Here is a 16,720-nt window from a genome sequence, read left to right on the forward strand (position 1 = left end):
GACCGATCAACCGGCGTACGGGTCACCGGAACCGTCCAGTCCGTCGGCCTGGCGGATCGCCTCGGCCAGCTCGCGCACCGAGGCCGAGCCCGCCCGCTCGGCCAGCGAACCGGCCCGGGCGGCGAGGCTCGACAGGGCCGGCGCGCCCGGTACGGTGCCGCCGCGCAGCCGGTCGGCGAAGTAGGCGGCGATGGCGGTCAGTTGCAGGCTGTCATGGCCGGCGCCCCAGAGCGGCGCGGTCAGCGCGGCGGTGTCCACCACGCCGGAGCGCTCGTGCGGGGCGCGGGTCGCCGGGTCGAGCCAGCGCACCGTGGCGGTCGCCACCTTCCCGTGCGCCCCGGGCTTCAGCCGGACCGCGTACAGCGCCGTCACCGTGTGCCCGGCGCCGACCTCGCCGCCGTCGACCCGGTCGTCACGGAAGTCCTCGTTCGCGACCTTGCGGTTCTCGTAGCCGACGAGCCGGAAGCTCCGCACGGTCGCCGGGTCGAAGGCGACCTGCGCCTTGGCGTCACGGGCGCGCAGCTCGACATGGCCGGGCAGTTGGTCGACGAAGACCTTGCGGGCCTGCTCGGGCGTGCCGACGTAGGTCGTGTGTCCGTCGCCCTTGTCGGCGAGCTTCTCCATGAAGGCGTCGCCGTACTCGCTGCCGACGCCGACGCCGAACAGGGTGATCCCGTACGTCCGGCGCTCCTTGTCGATCCGCTCCAGGATGCCCGCGGCGTCGGTGTCGCCGGTGTTGGCGAGCGCGTCGGAGAGCAGCACGACCCGGTTGGTGGCCCCCTTGCGCCGGCCCTCGACGGCCACGTCGTAGCCGGTGCGGACGCCCGCCTCGACATTGGTGGAGGAGCTGACCGCCAGGCCGTCGACGACGTCGTGGATGCGCTCACGGTGGCCGCCGACCCGGGTCATGGGCAGCCGGATCTCGGCCTCGTCGCTGAAGCTGACAAGGGCGAGGGAGTCGTCGTCGCGCAGCCGGTCGGCGAGCAGCCCCAGCGACTCCTTCACGAGGTCGAGCCGGCCCGGCTCGCCCATGGAGCCGGAGACGTCCACGACGAACGTGAGGTGGGCGGGCGGGCGTTCCCCGTCGCTCGGCCGGGTCGCGAGGCCGACGCGGACCAGCGACCAGCCGTCGGCGTCCGAGCGCGCGCCGTCGAGGGTGACGCTGAAGCCGTTGTCCTTCGGGCGCGGATAGTCGGGCCTGAAGCTGTTGACGAACTCCTCCGGCCGCACCTCCGCCGGGTCGGGCAGCCGCCCCTCGGCGAGCGAGCGGCGGGCGTAGCCGTAGGAGGCGGTGTCGACGTCGAGCGCGAACGTGGACAGCCGTTCGGGCGCCTCGGGCGCGCCGGAGGGGCGCGCGGCGTCCGGAGCGCCACCGGTCGCGGGTGCGCCGCGGTTCTTCGCCGAGTGGTCGGCAGCGGTCCGCCCGCCTCCCCCGGAGCCGCCGCAGCCGGTCAACAACAGCGCACCGCCCAGCAGACCGGCGAGCGCGGCTTTCGAGATCCGTCGCGTCATGACCATCTCCCCCCATTCCTCGAGCACTTGTGAATGTGACGCGCGAGGAGGCCGGAAGGAGCAGACGAAGGTGTTGCGGATGGATCTCAATGCGGCAACGGCGCCCGGGACACACCGCTGTGGCAGGGACTCGCCAGCTTTGTCAACAGGGGTTGTCACCGTACGCAGTCGCATGCGTACATGGAGTGGCACACCGATCGGGCGGGGGTGGTCAGCGGTGTCAGAGACTGCGGGCTCCGTGATGCTCGCCCGCTCGGCGATGGGCCGTGCCGGCCCGGAACTCCCACGCCCCACGGGGCGCCCGGTCCGCGGCACGCGCCGGGTCAGCGCCGCCCTGGCGGGCCTGGCGGCCTCGGCCCGGCACGAGCTGCTGACCTTCGACGACCCGGCCGCCTCCGCCTCGCGTGCGATTCCCGAGCCGTTCCTGGAGCTGGCAGGAGCGTGCATGCGAGCGGCGGCGGAGCGGGCCACCGAGGTCCGCCGTATCGTGCCGCGCCACGCCCTCCCGCAGGTCGTCGGCGCGACCCGGGTCCCCGGCCGGGCCCGGGTCGCCGACGCGATCCCGTTCAAGATGATCCTGGTCGACCGCACGGTCGCGGCCGTCCCCCTGGACCTGGAGCTGCTCTACAACGGCCTGCTCCTCATCCGCGACCCCGTCGTGATCCAGGCCCTGGTCCGCGCCCACCACATCGCCTGGACCGCGAGCCAGGAGCTGGCGGGTCTCACGCCCCCGGCCCGCGACCTCCCCCCACAGCTCCGCCCGGTCCTCGACGCCCTCCTCGCAGGCCTCACCGACGAGACGGCCGCGGCCCGCCTCGGCATGTCCCCGCGCACCTACAGCCGCCGCGTGGGCGAACTGCTGGCGGCCCTGGGCACGACGAGCCGCTTCCGCGCGGGGGCGGAAGCGGCTCGGAGGGGGTGGGTGTGACCGACCCGCCCGCCCGTGCGCGCGGCCTGACCGCCCGTGCGCCCGGCCTGCCCGCCCGTGCGCTGGGCCTGATCGGCAACACCCCTAGGACACGATGTCCTTGCGGGCGAAGCCTCGGAAGGCCAGGGCGAAGAGGATCACCGCGTACGTCACCGAGACCGACGCGCCCTTCAGCATGCCCGCCCATTCCAGTTGGGGCTGGAGGGCGTCGGCCCAGGCGAACTGCCAGTGGGCCGGGAGGAAGGCGCGCCAGTCGCCGAGGGCGGTGACGGCGTCGAGGACGTTGCCGACGATGGTGAGTCCGACCGCGCCCCCGACGGCCCCCAGCGGGGCGTCGGTCCGGGTGGAGAGCCAGAAGGCGAGGCCCGCCGTGACGAGTTGGGAGACGAAGACGAAGGCGACCGCCACGGCGAGGCGGACCAGCGCGTCGGAGGCGGGCAGGGCGCCACCCGTGGGCAGTTTCAGCGGCCCCCAGCCGTATGCCACCGTGCCCGCCGCCAGGGCGACCGACGGGAGCAGGATCATCGCCGCGGCGCTGAAGGCCAGGGCCACCGTGAGCTTGGACCACAGGAGGCGGGCCCGCGGGACCGGGGCGGCGAGGAGGTAGCGCAGGGAGGACCAGCCGGCCTCCGAGGCGACGGTGTCACCGCAGAAGAGGGCCACCGGGATCACCAGGAGGAAGCCCGCGGAGACGAAGAGGCAGGTCGCCGCGAAGTTGGCCCCCGAGGCGGTGGCCGTGTCCATCAGGGTGATCCGGTTGTCGCCGCCCTCGCCGTCCGGGCCGCCGCCGATGGCGAAGGCGGCGATGAGGACGAAGGGCAGGGCGGCCAGGATCAGGCCCATGACCAGGGTGCGGCGGCGCTTCAGCTGGCGTACGGCCTCGACGCGCAGCGGCAGGGTGCGGCCGGGGGCGTAGCCGAGGGCGGCTGCGGCGGTCATGCGGTCTCTCCTCCGATCAGGGTCAGGAACGCGTCCTCCAGGCGTCGGTGCGGGCCGACCCCGGTCACCGGCACGTCCAGGCGGACGAGTTCGCCGATGAGAAGGCTCGCGGTCCTGTCGTTCAGACGGACCAGCAGGCCCGCGTCGACGCGTACCGCGCCGAGCTTCTCCACCACCTCGTCCGGCACCTCGCCGTCCAGGGTGACGAGGAGGGTGTCGCCGGAGCCGGTGATCTCCTCGACCGGGCCGGCCTGGACCAGGCCACCGCGGTCCATCACCACCAGGTGGGTGCAGGACTGTTCGACCTCGGCGAGGAGGTGGCTGGACACGATCACGGTGCGGCCGGCGGCGGCGTAGCGGATCATCACCTCTCGCATCTCGCGGATCTGCGGCGGGTCGAGGCCGTTCGTCGGCTCGTCCAGGATGAGCAGGTCCGGCAGACCGAGCATGGCCTGGGCGATGGCGAGCCGCTGCCGCATGCCCTGCGAGTAGGTGCGGACGGCGCGTTCCAGGGCGCCACCGAGGTTGGCGATGCGCAGGGCCTCGTCGACGTGGGCGTCCTCGGCGGGGCGGCCGGTGGCCTGCCAGTACAGCTCCAGGTTCTCCCGGCCCGAGAGATGCGGCAGGAAGCCCGCGCCCTCGACGAACGCGCCGACGCGGGAGAGCACCGGGGCTCCGGGGCGGATCGCGTGCCCGAAGACCCGGATCTCGCCCTCGTCGGGGGTGATGAGGCCCATGAGCATGCGCAGGGTGGTGGTCTTGCCCGCTCCGTTGGGGCCGAGCAGGCCGAGGACCTGGCCCTGTTCGACGCGGAAGGACAGGTCGCGGACGCTGTACCGGTCGCCGCCCGCGTACTTCTTGGTCAGGCCGGTGATCTGGAGCGGGACCTCGGAGAGGGCGGGGTCGGGCGCCGGGGCGGTCGTCCGGCGGCGGGCCGTGAGCAGGAGTGCGGCGGCGGCGAGGACGCCGAGGGCCGGCAGGCCCCACACCCACCACGGCAGGCCCGCCGCCTGCGTCGCGACCGCGGGGGCGGTCGGCACCGTCAGAGGGCCCTCGACGGCGACCGTGTACGTGGCGGGGGCGGCCGGGGAGGCGTATCCGAGGTCGGTGGCGGCGAGGACGAGGCGCAGCCGGTGTCCGGCGGCCACCTCGTGGTCGACGGCGGGGAGGGTGAGGTCCACGGTGCGGCCCTTGGCGGCGCCGTCGACCCGTACCGGCGTGACGAGTTGGGCGGGCAGCACCTGCTGCCGGCCGTCCGGCCCCACGTCGTACACCTTGGCGAAGAGGACCGCCGAGCCGTCGGGGGCGTTCGACGTCACCCGGACCCTGGCGGTGGGCGCGCCCGTGAGGCGGATCGGCCGCGACTGGGGCCGGGCGTCGAAGGCCGCGAACTGGCCGGGGAAGTCGAGGGAGAGGCCCACCCCGAGGGAGGAGAGCTGGGAGAGCCCGCCGCCGAGGCCGGGGACGGCGGAGAGGGCGGGCGGGCCGGCGCCCGCCGGGTTGGCGAAGGAGCGCGGCGGGCCGGCGAGCGCGACACGGACGGGACCGGCGGCGAGGCCGGGGTAGCGGTCGGCGGTGGCGCCGCGCAGCGTGGCCCGGCCGTCGGTGGAGTCGACGCCTCCGGTACGGCTGACACGGAAGGCGGGGCCGGTGTCGGCGGACGTGTCCCGCTTGAGGTAGCGGTCGAACCAGCTGGTGATCCGGGCCTGGACGCGTCCGGTCTCGCGGTCCCCGCCGTCGTGGCCGCCGGCGGTCCAGTCGACGGCGACGGGGGCGCCGTTGGCTGCGAGGGTCCGCGCCATGGCGTCGGACTGGGCGAGCGTGAAGAGCGAGTCGGCCTGCCCCTGGACGATCAGCGCGGGCACCTTGATGCGGGTGCCGACGGCGGAGGGACTGCGGGCCTCCAGGAGGGCGCGGGCGGCGGCGTCGGGCTTTCCGGAGACGGCGACCCGCTGGTAGAGGGCGCAGACCTCGGGGCTGAAGCGTCCGCAGCCGTCGGCGCCGGCGGTGGACCCGGTCGAGAAGAAGAGGCCGGCCCAGAGCTTCTTGAAGACGCCGTTCGGGAAGAGGGCGTCGGCGAGGTTCCAGTAGGTGATCTGGGGAGCGATGGCGTCGACGCGCGGGTCGTACCCGGCGGCGAGCAGGGAGATCGCGCCGCCGTAGGAGGCGCCGGTGACGCCGACGCGCGGGTCGCCGGGCCGGTCGAGGAGCACCTCGGGGCGGCCGGCGAGCCAGTCGACGAGTCCGCGGACGTCCTTGACCTCGCGCTGCGGGTCGTTGAGGCCGATCCGTCCGGTGGAGGCGCCGAAGCCGCGGGCCGACCAGGTCAGGACGGCGTAGCCGGCACGGGCGAGCTGTTCGGCCTGGACGCGCACGTCGTCCTTGGAGCCGCCGAATCCGTGCCCGATGAGGACGGCGGGACGCCGGCCGGCGGCGCCGGCGGTGAAGTAGGAGGTGTCGAGGCGGACGCCGTCGAGGTCGAGCGTCCGGTCGGCGCGGGTCACGGGCGGGGGCGCGTCGGAGGCGACGGCGGTCCAGGTGACGCCGCCGCCCGCGAGGACGGCGAGGACGGCGGCGACCGCGGCCCACCGCGGCAGACCGGGTCGCGGAAGGCCCTTCCGGGGAAGTCGCAGCTGCATGGTGTCGAGCCTAGGCGCCGGGACGGCCGCGGCTCGGCTGCCCCGGGGCGGAGAACCGCGGCCTCCTCTGGTCGTACGCAGTACGGTCCCGTACACCAGACGCGGTACGCGTGAGCGGGAGGTTCGGATGGAGATCCGGCGGGCGACGACGGTGGCGGAGCTGATGGCGGCGGCCCCTCTCTACGACGCGCCGCCGCGTGAGGCCTGGGCGGAGGGCTTCCTGGCGGCGTCGGGGCACGTGCTGCTGATCGCGTACGCGGCGGACGGCGTCCCGGCCGGCTTCGTGTCGGGGATCGAGATGCGGCACCCGGACAAGGGCGTGGAGATGTGCCTGTACGAGCTGTCGGTGGACGAGGGGCACCGGCGGCGGGGCGTGGGCCGGGCCCTGACGGAGGCGCTGGCGGCCGAGGCGCGGGAGCGGCATTGCTACGGGATGTGGGTCGCGGTGGACACGGACAACGAGGCGGCGCTGCGGACGTACGGGGCGGCGGGGGCGGTGGACGAAGGGGTGTTCGCGATGCGGGGGTGGGCGTTCGGCGGGGCGTAGCGGCCCCGCGGGCCGGACGGGGTCGGCGGCGCGAGGCCGCGCCGCCCGGGGTCCCGGCCGCCGTACGGCCCCGGCCCGGGCCGGGGTGCGGGCCCCGGCCGGGGCCGGGTTACGGTCCGGGCCGGGCGGTTCGGGCCGGGTTACGGTCCGGGCCGGGGTTTCGGTTCGGGCTCCAGACCGAGGTACGGCCCTGGGGACCGACCGCCGTACGGCCCCGGCGTCCGACCAGGCTGCGGGCCCCGGCCGGACCGGGTTACGGCCCTGGCTCCCGACCCAGGTACGGCCCTGGGACCGACCGCCGTACGGCCCTGACACGCGACCGCCGTACGGCCCCGGCGTCCGGCTGCCCTAGGCGACCAACCGTCCGAGCAGCCCGTCGTCCGCCGGGTACGGGCGTTCCTCGGGCAGCAGGCCCGCCGCGTCCTCGGCGCGGCCCGCACGGACGAGGCCGTGCACCTCGCGGAAGAGCGGGGTCACGTCACGGATGCCGACGGTCCACTCGTCGGCGTAGCGGCGCGAGGCCTCGCCGGCGAGGCCGAGCTGGAGCGAGCGGTACGACAGCGGCCGCAGGTGCAGGTCGCGTTCGGGGTCCCACTGGACGCGGGCCGGGGAGCTCTTGAGCTCCCGCTGCCAGGCGGCGCGGTCCGGGTGGAAGCCGCGGACGTAGTGGGACAGGCAGGCGTGCCGAAGGGCCCATTCGAAGCCCTCGCGGGTGATGTCGACGGCGAGGACGGTCTCCTGGCCCTCCTTCAGCCCCCAGCCGCAGCGGTAGGCCATCCACAGGAACGAGGGCTTGATCCAGGTCATCCGGTCCCGCTTCCACGTGGCCGGGAAGCGTCCGTCGCGGGCCGCCGGGAGGCCGATCGACGGGGTGTAGGCCTGGTAGACGGTCACGGTCGTGGCGGTGTGGACGGCCCGGATCCGGTGCCTGGGGGGTGAAGCGGTAACGGACATGGCCCCCAGGGTGCGGCGTCGCGCACCCTGGGGGCCAGTGGGTTTTCCGGGGATCAGTGGTTGCGCGGGAAGCCCAGGTCCACGCCCGCCGGGGCGTCGGACGGGTCCGGCCAGCGGGTCGTGACGACCTTGCCGCGGGTGTAGAAGTGGACGCCGTCGTTGCCGTAGATGTGGTGGTCGCCGAAGAGCGAGTCCTTCCAGCCGCCGAAGGAGTGGTAGCCCACCGGGACGGGGATCGGGACGTTGACGCCGACCATGCCGGCCTGGATCTCCAGCTGGAAGCGGCGGGCGGCGCCGCCGTCGCGGGTGAAGATCGCGGTGCCGTTGCCGAACGGCGAGGCGTTGATGAGGGCCACGCCCTCCTCGTAGGTCTCGGTGCGCAGCACGCACAGCACCGGGCCGAAGATCTCGTCCTGGTAGGCCTTGGCCGTGGTCGGGACGTGGTCCAGGAGGGAGAGGCCGATCCAGTGGCCGTTCTCGTGGCCCTCGACCGTGTAGCCGGTGCCGTCGAGGACGACCTCGCAGCCCTCGGCCGCGGCGCCGTGCACGTAGGAGGCGACCTTGTCGCGGTGGACGGCCGTGATGAGCGGGCCCATCTCGGAGGTCGGGTCGTTGCCGGGGCCGATCTTGATCTTCTCGGCGCGCTCGCGGATCTTCTGGACCAGCTCGTCGCCGATGGCGCCGACGGCCACGACCGCGGAGATCGCCATGCAGCGCTCGCCGGCCGAGCCGTAGGCCGCCGAGACGGCCGCGTCGGCGGCCGCGTCGAGGTCGGCGTCGGGCAGCACCAGCATGTGGTTCTTGGCGCCGCCGAGGGCCTGGACGCGCTTGCCGTTGGCGGAGGCGGTGGTGTGGATGTGGCGGGCGATCGGGGTCGAGCCGACGAAGGAGATCGCGGAGACGTCCGGGTGCTCCAGGAGGCGGTCCACGGCCACCTTGTCGCCGTTCAGGACGGTGAAGACGCCGTCCGGCAGGCCGGCCTCGGCGAGCAGTTCGGCGATCTTCAGGGCCGGCGACGGGTCCTTCTCGCTCGGCTTGAGGATGAAGGTGTTGCCGCAGGCGATGGCCAGGGGGAACATCCACATCGGCACCATGGCCGGGAAGTTGAACGGGGTGATGCCCGCCACCACGCCCACCGGCTGGCGGATCGCGGCCACGTCCACCCGGTTGGACACCTGGGTGGAGAGCTCGCCCTTCAGCTGGGTGGTGATGCCGCAGGCCAGGTCGACGATCTCCAGACCGCGGGCGACCTCGCCGAGCGCGTCGGAGTGCACCTTGCCGTGCTCGGCGACGATCAGTTCGGCGATGGCGTCACGGTTGGCGTCGAGCAGCGCGCGGAACTTGAACAGGATCGTGGTGCGCTGGGCGAGCGAGGAGGTGCCCCAGGTCTCGAAGGCGTCCTTGGCGGAGGCGACGGCCGCGTCGACCTCCTCGACGGAGGCGAGCGCCACCTGGGTGGTGACGGCGCCGGTGGCCGGGTCGGTGACCGGGCCCCAGTTGCCCGACGTGCCCTCGACGGACTTGCCACCGATCCAGTGGTTGACGGTCTTCGTCATGACGTACTCCTTCAGAGATGGCGGCGTCGGGCGGTGACGTGCCGGTCGTACTCCTCGCGGGCCTTGACCGCCGACGGGCGGGTCGACGTCTCGGCCACGGGCACATCCCACCACGCCTGGGCGGGGGGCGCGCCCGACACACTGTCTGCCGTTTCGGTCTCGACGTAGACACATGTGGGAGCCGTCGCCCCACGGGCGTCCGCGAGGGCTTCCCGCAGGTCACGCACGGTGTCGGCGCGCAGCACCCGCATGCCGAGGGAGGCGGCGTTGGCCGCCAGGTCGACGGGGAGCGGCGGTCCGGTGAAGCTGCCGTCCTCGGCCCGGAAGCGGTAGGCGGTGCCGAAGCGCTCGGCGCCGACGGCCTCGGAGAGGCCGCCGATCGACGCGTATCCGTGGTTCTGCAGGATCACCACCTTGACGGGCAGTCGCTCCTGGACGGCGGTGACGATCTCGGTGGGATTCATCAGATACGTCCCGTCGCCGACGAGCGCCCAGACGGGCCGGCCGGGCGCGGCGAGCGCGACGCCGACGGCGGCGGGGATCTCGTAGCCCATGCACGAGTACCCGTATTCGACGTGGTACTGGTCGGCGGAACGGGTCCGCCAGAGCTTGTGGAGGTCGCCGGGGAGCGAGCCGGCGGCGTTGATCAGGATGTCCTCCCCGGTGACCAGAGTGTCGAGTGCCCCGAGCACCTGGGCCTGGGTCGGGCGGGCGCCGGGGGCGGGCGCGGCGTAGGCGGCCCCGACCCGGGCCTCCCAGCGTCCCTTCTCCTCGGCGTACTCGTGGGCGTAGTGCGGGGTGACGTGGTGCTGCTCCAGCAGTGCGTGGAGCTGCTCCAGGCCCTCGCGGGCGTCCGCGACCAGCGGGAGCGCCGCCATTCTGTGGCTGTCGACGGCGGCGACGTTGAGGTTCACGAACCGCACGTCCGGGTGGCCGAACAGGGTCGAGGAGGCGGTGGTGAAGTCGCTCCAGCGGGTGCCGACCCCGATCACCAGGTCGGCGGTGCGGGCCAGGTGGTCGGCGGCGGCGGTGCCGGTGTGGCCGATGCCGCCCATGTCCTGGGGGTGGTCGTGGGGCAGTGCTCCCTTGCCGGCCTGGGTGGAGGCGACCGGGATCCCGGTCCGGGCGGCGAAGTCGGAGAGCGCCTCCTCGGCCCCGCTGTACTTGACGCCTCCGCCGGCGACGATCAGCGGGCGGGCGGCCCGGCCGACGGCCGTGGCGGCCGCGTCCAGCTCGTCCTCGTCCGGCGACAAGCGCCGCACCCGCCAGGTCCGCTCGGCGAAGAACTCCTCGGGCCAGTCGTAGGCCTCGGCCTGTACGTCCTGCGGGAGGGCGAGGGTGACGGCGCCGGTCTCCGCGGGGTCGGCGAGGACCCGCATGGCTTCGAGGGCGGCCGGGATCAGGGCCTCGGGGCGGACGATCCGGTCGAAATACCGTGAGACGGGCCTGAGGCAGTCGTTGACGGAGACGTCGCCGGCGTACGGGACCTGGAGCTGCTGGAGGACGGGGTCGGCGGGGCGGGTGGCGAAGGAGTCGCCGGGCAGCAGCAGGACCGGCAGCCGGTTGATGGTGGCGAGGGCGGCACCGGTGACGAGGTTGGTGGCGCCGGGGCCGATGGAGGTGGTGACGGCGTGCGCCTGGAGCCGGCGGCACTGGCGGGCGTGGCCGACGGCCGCGTGCACCATGGCCTGTTCGTTACGGCCCTGGTGGTACGGCATGAGTGCGGAGTGCTCGACGAGCGCCTGGCCGATCCCGGCGACGTTGCCGTGGCCGAAGATGCCCCAGGTGGCCGTGATCAGGCGCTGCCGTACGCCGTCGCGCTCGGTGTACTGCGCGGCGAGGAAGCGCACGAGGGCCTGGGCGACCGTGGAGCGCCTCACTTGTACCCCTCCGTGTGGTCGGGGTGGAAGCTGATCCGCCACGCCCGCTCGGGGCCGGGGCCCGCCATGACGTTCAGGTAGTACAGCGGGTGCCCGGGCTGGGCGATGGACGGGCCGTGCCAGCCGTCCGGGACGAGGACGGCGTCGCCGGTGCGGACCTCGGCGAGCAGTTCGGCGCCGCCGGGCCGGGAGGGGGTGATCCGCTGGTAGGCGTAGCCGTGCGGGCCGGCGACCTCGTAGTAGTAGATCTCCTCCAGGACGGTCTCCGTGCCGGGGAGGTGCTCGTCGTGCTTGTGCGGCGGGTAGGAGGACCAGTTGCCGCCGGGGGTGACGACCTCGACGGCGATCAGCCGGTCGCAGGCGAACCCGGGTCCGTCGTCCGCTCCGGAGGGGGCCGCCGCGGCGAAGTTGCGGACCTCGCGGGTGCGGTTGCCGCTGCCGCGGGTCTCCACGGGAACCTCCGGCGCGGGGCCGTAGCGGGCGGGGAGTCGTCGCTCGCACTTCGCTCCTGCCAAAGCGAAGCGGCCTCCCGCACCGGAGGCGATCTGGGCGTGTGCGTCCCTGGGCACATAGGCGAAGTCCGAGACCCCGTCGAACACGCTAGCGCGGCCCACGAGTTCGAGGATTTCCCCGTCGACGCGCACCGTACCGCCCCCGGACAGCGGAAGCACCACCCATTCGCTGTTCCCCGTCTCGAAGCTGTGCGTCCCGCCGGGCGGAAGGTCGAGCACGCGCAGCGAGCTGTGGGTCCAGCCGGCCCGCTCGGGGTCGATGTCGACGGCGTACGGGCCGCGGGCGGCCGCGCCGGCGGGGACGTGCAGATCGAGCGTGGAGTCCATGGGCATGTCCCTACCCGTTGTCCGGCGGGCTCACCGGGATCGAGCCCGTGCCGGTGTCGAGCGCGCGGGTGATCTCCTCGTCGCGGGGCATCGCGGGCGAGCAGGCGAGCCGGCCGGCGACGATGGCGCCCGCCGCGTTGGCGTAGCGCAGGAGCCGCTCCAGGTCCCATCCTGCGAGCAGCCCGTGGGCGAGCGCTCCGCCGAAGGCGTCGCCCGCTCCGAGGCCGTTGACCACCTCCACCGGCAGCGGCGGCACCTCGGCCGCGGTGCCGTCGGCGGCCAGCGCGAGGACGCCCTTGGGCCCCTGTTTGACGACGGCGAGCCGTGCGCCCGCGGCGAGCAGGGCGCGGGCGGCGGCGTGCGGCTCGCGCTCGCCGGTCGCGACCTCGCACTCGTCGACGTTGCCGACGGCGACCGTGGCGTACCGCAGCGCCTCGCGGTAGAGCGGGCGGGCCTCGTCGGCGGTGACGTCCCACAGGGTGGGGCGCCAGTCGAGGTCGAGGACGGTGAGCGCGCCGGGACCGGCCGCGGCGGCCCGCTCGCGCAGCGCGCCGAGGGTCGCGGCGCGGCTGGGCTCGGCGCTCAGGCCGGTGCCGGTCACCCAGAGGGCGCGGGCGGCGCGGAGCGCGGGCAGGTCGAGTTCGTGCGGGTGGATCTCCAGGTCGGGGGCCTTGGGACGGCGGTAGAAGTGGATCGGGAAGTGGTCGGGCGGGAAGATCTCGCAGAAGGTCACCGGAGTGGGATGGTCCGTCACCTCGGTGACCCACCGGTCGTCCACGCCGAAGGCCCGCAGCTCCCGGTGGAGGTACGTGCCGAAGGGGTCGGCGCCGGTCCGGCTGATCAGGGCGACGCTCCGGCCGAGGCGGGCGGCGGCGACGGCGACATTGGCCGGGGAGCCGCCGAGGAACTTGCCGAAGCTCTCGACCCGGGCGAGCTCCACACCGCTCTGCAGCGGATAGAGGTCCACGCCGAGGCGGCCCATCGTGATCAGGTCGTACGGCCGCTCGTACGGCTCCGTCGTCATCCCACGTCACCTCTCGCCACGGCCCCGCCGGGCCCACGCACCCCACCCAGGTCTATCCACGGCCCCGGGCGCTGTCAACGACATGTCCTGACATTCGGACCTGCGTCCGGACGACGTCTTGACGCCCCTCCGAGAGCGCCGCCAAGGTGGCATGCATGACGAACCCGACGAACCGGGCGCAGCCGTCCCGTATCCGCATCGGTTCCGCCCCCGACTCCTGGGGCGTCTGGTTTCCCGACGATCCCCGGCAGGTGCCGTGGCAGCGGTTCCTGGACGAGGTGGCGGGGGCCGGTTACGCGTGGATCGAGCTCGGCCCGTACGGCTATCTGCCGACCGATCCGGCCCTGCTCGCCGAGGAGACGGCCCGCCGGGGTCTGAGGGTCTCCGCCGCGACCGTGTTCACCGGGCTGCACCGCGGGCCGGGGGTGTGGGAGCGGACCTGGGCGCACGTGGCCGAGAACGCGGCCCTGGCGCAGGCGATGGGCGCGGAGCACCTGGTGGTCATCCCGTCCTTCTGGCGGGACGACCGGACGGGCGAGGTCCTGGAGGACCGCACCCTCACGGCGGAGCAGTGGCGGTCGCTGACCGGTCTGACCGAGCGCCTCGGCCACGAGGTCCGGGAGCGCTACGGGCTGCGGATCGTGGTCCATCCGCACGCCGACACGCATGTCGACGGCGAGGAGAACGTCACCCGCTTCCTGGACGCCACCGATCCCGACCTGGTCGCGCTCTGCCTGGACACCGGGCACTACGCCTACTGCGGCGGCGACAGCGTCAAGCTGATCGAGACCTACGGTGAGCGGATCGGCTACCTCCATCTGAAGCAGGTCGACCCCGCGGTGCTCGCCCGCGTGGTCGCCGACGAGGTGCCCTTCGGCCCGGCGGTGGCGCAGGGCGTGATGTGCGAGCCGCCGGCCGGGGTGCCGGCCCTCGAACCGGTGCTGGCCGCCGCACAGGCCCTGGACGCCGAGCTCTTCGCCATCGTCGAGCAGGACATGTACCCGTGCGAGCCGGACCGGCCCTACCCGATCGCGGTGCGGACCCGGAGCTTCCTCCGCTCCTGCGGCGTCTGATGACCTTGCGTCACTTACGTCACGTCCGTCGCACCTTCGTCACGCATATCTCCGTTACGCGGGTTTTCCGTCACAGGCGTTCGACAGGCGCTCTCCTTCCGTCGGGAGGCGCCGTTCACCGGGCACAGGCTCAGTGATCGCGAGTGATCACCAGTGACGCCCGGCAGCTCCCCCGACGGCAACCCCCGCCGCCGCTGCCGGGCACGCAGGAGAGGTGCTACGCATGACGGACAGAAGGCTCTGGTCGTACAAGGACATCGCCGCGCACATCAAGGTGCAGCCGGACACGGTCCGCTCCTACCGGAAGCACGGACTGCTGCCCGCGCCCGACCACGTCGAGTCGGGCAAGCCCTACTGGTACCCGGACACCATCCACTCCTGGGTCGCGAACCGTCCCGGGAACCGGGGCCGCCGGGACTGACCCCTCCCCGCCGTCCCCCAGGGCCCCGCACCGCGACCGCGCGGTGCGGGGCCCTCGTCGTGGCCCGCCGGACGGGTGGCGCTAGCCGACCTTCTCCGGCACCGGCTCCCGCTCCGGCGGCCCGGATATGCGGCCCGTCTCCGCGGCGCCGCCCTCGCTGATGCCGAAGCGGTCGTGGAGGCGGCGCAGCGGCCCCGGGGCCCACCAGGTGAGGCGCCCGGTCAGCTTCATCACGGCCGGCACGAGCAGGCTGCGGACCACCATGGCGTCCATCAGGACGGCGAGGGCGACCCCGAGGCCCAGCATCTTGGTGTTGGTGACCCGGGAGGTGCCGATCGCCACCATGACGACGGCCAGGATGACGGCGGCCGCGGTGATCAGGCCGCCGGTGCGGCGCAGTCCGAAGCGGACGGCGTGCTCGTGGTCGCCGGTGGCGTCGTACTCCTCCTTGATCCGGGAGAGCAGGAACACCCCGTAGTCCATGGAGAGTCCGAAGGCCACGCAGAACATCAGGACGGGCAGGGTGGTCTCGATGTCACCGGTGGGGGTGAAGCCGAGGAGGCCGGAGAGGTGGCCCTCCTGGAAGACCCAGACGACGGCGCCGAACATCGCGGTGAGGCTGAGTGCGTTGAGCACGACCGCCTGGACCGGGATGAGCACGCTGCCCGTGAGCAGGAAGACCAGGACCAGGGTGACCACGACGACGATGCCGGCCGCCCAGGGCAGCCGCTCGCTGATGGCGTCCTTGGAGTCGACGAGGACGGCGGCGGCCCCGGTGACGGAGGTGTCGAACGGCGCCTGCTCGGCCCGCAGTTCGCCGACCACCCGCTGGGCCCCGGCGCCGACGCCCTCGCCTTCGGCCACGACCGTGAAGTAGGCGTGGGTCCGCTCTCCGGTGCCGGAGGTCACCGGCCCGTCGACCCGGGTGATCCCGTCGAGCTTCCCGATCCGGTCCCGGTAGTCGGCGTACTGCGCGGGGGTGGCCTGCCCCTCGGCGAGCACCGTGAGCGCCCCGCCGGGGCTGCCGGGGAAGCCCTCGCGCAGCTGGTCCTGGACCACCCGCGACTCGGCGGTCGCCGGAAGCTGGCGGTCGTCGGCGGTGCCGAACTTCACGCCCAGGAAGGGCAGCCCGAGCAGGACGAGCCCGGTGGCGGTGGCGACGGCGAACAGCGGCGCCCGCCGCATCACCAGGGCGGCGGCCCGCCCCCAGCCGGCCCCGTCGGGAGCCTCGGCGCCGCCCTCCGCACCGCGCTCCCGGTCCTTGCGGCGCAGCAGCCGGCGCAGGTCCAGGGCGTTGACCCGGTCGCCGAGCAGCATGAGCGCGGCGGGCAGCAGGGTCAGGGCCGCCGCGGCGGCGAGCAGGACGACGGCGATGCCCGCGTAGGCGAAGGAGCGCAGGAAGTACTGCGGGAAGACGAGCATCGCGGCGAGCGAGACGGCGACGGTGAGGGCGGAGAAGAGCACGGTCCGCCCGGCGGTGCGCAGGGTCGTGGCGACGGCCGTCCTCGGGTCGGCGCCGCCGGCCAGCTCCTCGCGGAAGCGCCGGACCACGAACAGCGCGTAGTCGATGGCGAGTCCGAGACCGAGGGCGGTGGTGAGGTTCTGCGCGAAGACGGAGACGTCGGTGAACTCGGTGATGCCGCGCAGCACGGCGTTGGTGCCGAGGATGGCGACGATGCCGATGCCGAGCGGGAGCACGGCGGCGACGGCGCTGCCGAAGACCATGACGAGCAGCACGAGGGTGATGGGAAGGGCGATCAGTTCGGCCCTGAGCAGGTCCTCCTGGATGGTCGCCTGCATCTCGTGGCGCACCGCGAGGGGGCCGCCCACGGAGACCTCCACGGGTCCGTGGGTGCCGCGGAACTCGGGCGCGAGGCGCTGCAGGACCTCGCCCGCCGCCTTCTCCTCGCCGTCGATCCGGGCCGCGATCAGGGCCTCGTGCCCGTCCTTCGACCGCAGCGCGGGCGAGCCCGTGGCCCAGTACGAGCCGACGCCGTCGACGCCCGGCTGGGCGTCGAGCCGCTCGGCGAGCCGCCGGGCCTCGGCGGCGACGGCCGGGGAGTCGACCCCGGCGTCGCCCGCGTCGACGAGCAGCAGCAGATTGGGCTGGGAGGCCGGGAACTCACGCTCCAGGACCTCGATCGCATAGGTCGACTCGGCGTCCGGGTCCTCCCAGCCGCCGCTGCCCATCCGGTCGGCGACGCCGCCGCCGGCCAGGACCGCGAGGGCGGTGAGGACGAGGGCGACCAGCAGCGAGAGGCGCGGCCTGGCCGTCACGAATCGCGTCCAGCCACCGGGCCCACCCCCCGTAGGCAGCGCTTTCTTGACTTCGGCCATGACGCGGTGTCCCCTTCACCGTGACCCGTGCGCTCGCTTGCCGGCAGGCCGCACGGGTCAGTCCATTGCCC

General features: G+C 73.9%; 13 protein-coding genes. 4 read left to right on the forward strand and 9 right to left on the reverse strand.

Annotated elements, in window-relative coordinates:
* Positions 1-6 precede the first annotated feature (6 nt).
* The gene (locus ACIRQF_RS37515; RefSeq protein ID WP_404099429.1) at positions 7-1,512 is read right to left on the reverse strand and encodes a von Willebrand factor type A domain-containing protein; all 1,506 of its coding nucleotides are present in this window, start codon (positions 1,510-1,512) and stop codon (positions 7-9) included.
* A gap of 217 nt (positions 1,513-1,729) precedes the next feature.
* Here ACIRQF_RS37515 and ACIRQF_RS37520 point away from each other — a divergent pair, with 217 nt between their 5' ends.
* Complete coding sequence (locus ACIRQF_RS37520; RefSeq protein ID WP_404099432.1) at positions 1,730-2,440, forward strand: DNA-binding response regulator; 711 nt, start codon at positions 1,730-1,732, stop codon at positions 2,438-2,440.
* Positions 2,441-2,524: 84 nt separating this feature from the next.
* On the opposite strand, the gene ACIRQF_RS37525 is transcribed toward ACIRQF_RS37520, so the two are convergent.
* Complete coding sequence (locus ACIRQF_RS37525; protein ID WP_404099434.1) at positions 2,525-3,379, reverse strand: ABC transporter permease; 855 nt, start codon at positions 3,377-3,379, stop codon at positions 2,525-2,527.
* A complete protein-coding gene (locus ACIRQF_RS37530) occupies positions 3,376-6,018 on the reverse strand; it encodes an alpha/beta fold hydrolase (protein WP_404099436.1) in 2,643 nt (880 codons plus the stop codon). Before ACIRQF_RS37530 ends, ACIRQF_RS37525 begins: the two co-directional genes overlap by 4 nt.
* 127 nt (positions 6,019-6,145) lie before the next feature.
* On the opposite strand from ACIRQF_RS37530, the gene ACIRQF_RS37535 reads away from it, so the two are divergent.
* Positions 6,146-6,565 (forward strand): GNAT family N-acetyltransferase, encoded by a 420-nt coding sequence (locus ACIRQF_RS37535; protein ID WP_404099438.1) that lies wholly within the window; start codon positions 6,146-6,148, stop codon positions 6,563-6,565.
* 348 nt (positions 6,566-6,913) lie between these two features.
* Here ACIRQF_RS37535 and ACIRQF_RS37540 read toward each other — a convergent pair whose 3' ends face one another.
* Genes ACIRQF_RS37540 through iolC form a run of 5 tightly spaced genes read right to left on the reverse strand, consistent with a single transcriptional unit; the run spans position 6,914 to position 12,818 of the window.
* Entirely contained in the window at positions 6,914-7,519 is a 606-nt protein-coding gene (locus ACIRQF_RS37540; RefSeq protein WP_376630601.1) for a DUF4291 domain-containing protein, read from the reverse strand.
* Positions 7,520-7,572: 53 nt separating this feature from the next.
* Positions 7,573-9,075: a CoA-acylating methylmalonate-semialdehyde dehydrogenase gene (mmsA, locus tag ACIRQF_RS37545; RefSeq protein ID WP_404099441.1), complete on the reverse strand. Its 1,503-nt coding sequence runs from the start codon at positions 9,073-9,075 to the stop codon at positions 7,573-7,575.
* 11 nt (positions 9,076-9,086) lie between these two features.
* Positions 9,087-10,955: a 3D-(3,5/4)-trihydroxycyclohexane-1,2-dione acylhydrolase (decyclizing) gene (gene iolD / locus ACIRQF_RS37550; RefSeq protein WP_404099443.1), complete on the reverse strand. Its 1,869-nt coding sequence runs from the start codon at positions 10,953-10,955 to the stop codon at positions 9,087-9,089.
* Positions 10,952-11,794: a 5-deoxy-glucuronate isomerase gene (gene iolB, locus ACIRQF_RS37555; RefSeq protein ID WP_404099445.1), complete on the reverse strand. Its 843-nt coding sequence runs from the start codon at positions 11,792-11,794 to the stop codon at positions 10,952-10,954. The genes iolD and iolB overlap by 4 nt, the downstream gene beginning before the upstream one ends.
* A gap of 10 nt (positions 11,795-11,804) precedes the next feature.
* The gene (gene iolC, locus ACIRQF_RS37560) at positions 11,805-12,818 is read right to left on the reverse strand and encodes a 5-dehydro-2-deoxygluconokinase (RefSeq protein ID WP_404099448.1); all 1,014 of its coding nucleotides are present in this window, start codon (positions 12,816-12,818) and stop codon (positions 11,805-11,807) included.
* Positions 12,819-12,973: 155 nt separating this feature from the next.
* Between iolC and ACIRQF_RS37565 the strand changes: the two genes are divergently transcribed.
* Both ACIRQF_RS37565 and ACIRQF_RS37570 read left to right on the forward strand, forming a co-directional pair.
* On the forward strand, positions 12,974-13,891 hold the full coding sequence (locus tag ACIRQF_RS37565; RefSeq protein WP_376630611.1) for a sugar phosphate isomerase/epimerase family protein: 918 nt from the start codon (positions 12,974-12,976) through the stop codon (positions 13,889-13,891).
* 223 nt (positions 13,892-14,114) lie between these two features.
* Complete coding sequence (locus ACIRQF_RS37570) at positions 14,115-14,312, forward strand: helix-turn-helix transcriptional regulator (protein ID WP_376630613.1); 198 nt, start codon at positions 14,115-14,117, stop codon at positions 14,310-14,312.
* Positions 14,313-14,393: 81 nt separating this feature from the next.
* Here ACIRQF_RS37570 and ACIRQF_RS37575 read toward each other — a convergent pair whose 3' ends face one another.
* Positions 14,394-16,649 (reverse strand): MMPL family transporter, encoded by a 2,256-nt coding sequence (locus tag ACIRQF_RS37575; RefSeq protein WP_404099451.1) that lies wholly within the window; start codon positions 16,647-16,649, stop codon positions 14,394-14,396.
* Between the last annotated feature and the right edge of the window lie 71 nt (positions 16,650-16,720).

It is taken from the genome of Streptomyces sp. NPDC101191 (genome assembly GCF_044767915.1).
Taxonomy (GTDB): Bacteria; Actinomycetota; Actinomycetes; order Streptomycetales; family Streptomycetaceae; genus Streptomyces.

Coding starts and splice junctions, on each gene's coding strand:
- ACIRQF_RS37515 (WP_404099429.1), bottom strand. CDS start 1,512: ATGACGCGACGGATCTCGAAAGCCGCGCTCGCCGGTCTGCTGGGCGGT.
- ACIRQF_RS37525 (WP_404099434.1), bottom strand. CDS start 3,379: ATGACCGCCGCAGCCGCCCTCGGCTACGCCCCCGGCCGCACCCTGCCG.
- ACIRQF_RS37530 (WP_404099436.1), bottom strand. CDS start 6,018: ATGCAGCTGCGACTTCCCCGGAAGGGCCTTCCGCGACCCGGTCTGCCG.
- ACIRQF_RS37535 (WP_404099438.1), top strand. CDS start 6,146: ATGGAGATCCGGCGGGCGACGACGGTGGCGGAGCTGATGGCGGCGGCC.
- ACIRQF_RS37540 (WP_376630601.1), bottom strand. CDS start 7,519: ATGTCCGTTACCGCTTCACCCCCCAGGCACCGGATCCGGGCCGTCCAC.
- mmsA (WP_404099441.1), bottom strand. CDS start 9,075: ATGACGAAGACCGTCAACCACTGGATCGGTGGCAAGTCCGTCGAGGGC.
- iolB (WP_404099445.1), bottom strand. CDS start 11,794: ATGGACTCCACGCTCGATCTGCACGTCCCCGCCGGCGCGGCCGCCCGC.
- iolC (WP_404099448.1), bottom strand. CDS start 12,818: ATGACGACGGAGCCGTACGAGCGGCCGTACGACCTGATCACGATGGGC.
- ACIRQF_RS37565 (WP_376630611.1), top strand. CDS start 12,974: ATGACGAACCCGACGAACCGGGCGCAGCCGTCCCGTATCCGCATCGGT.
- ACIRQF_RS37570 (WP_376630613.1), top strand. CDS start 14,115: ATGACGGACAGAAGGCTCTGGTCGTACAAGGACATCGCCGCGCACATC.
- ACIRQF_RS37575 (WP_404099451.1), bottom strand. CDS start 16,649: ATGGCCGAAGTCAAGAAAGCGCTGCCTACGGGGGGTGGGCCCGGTGGC.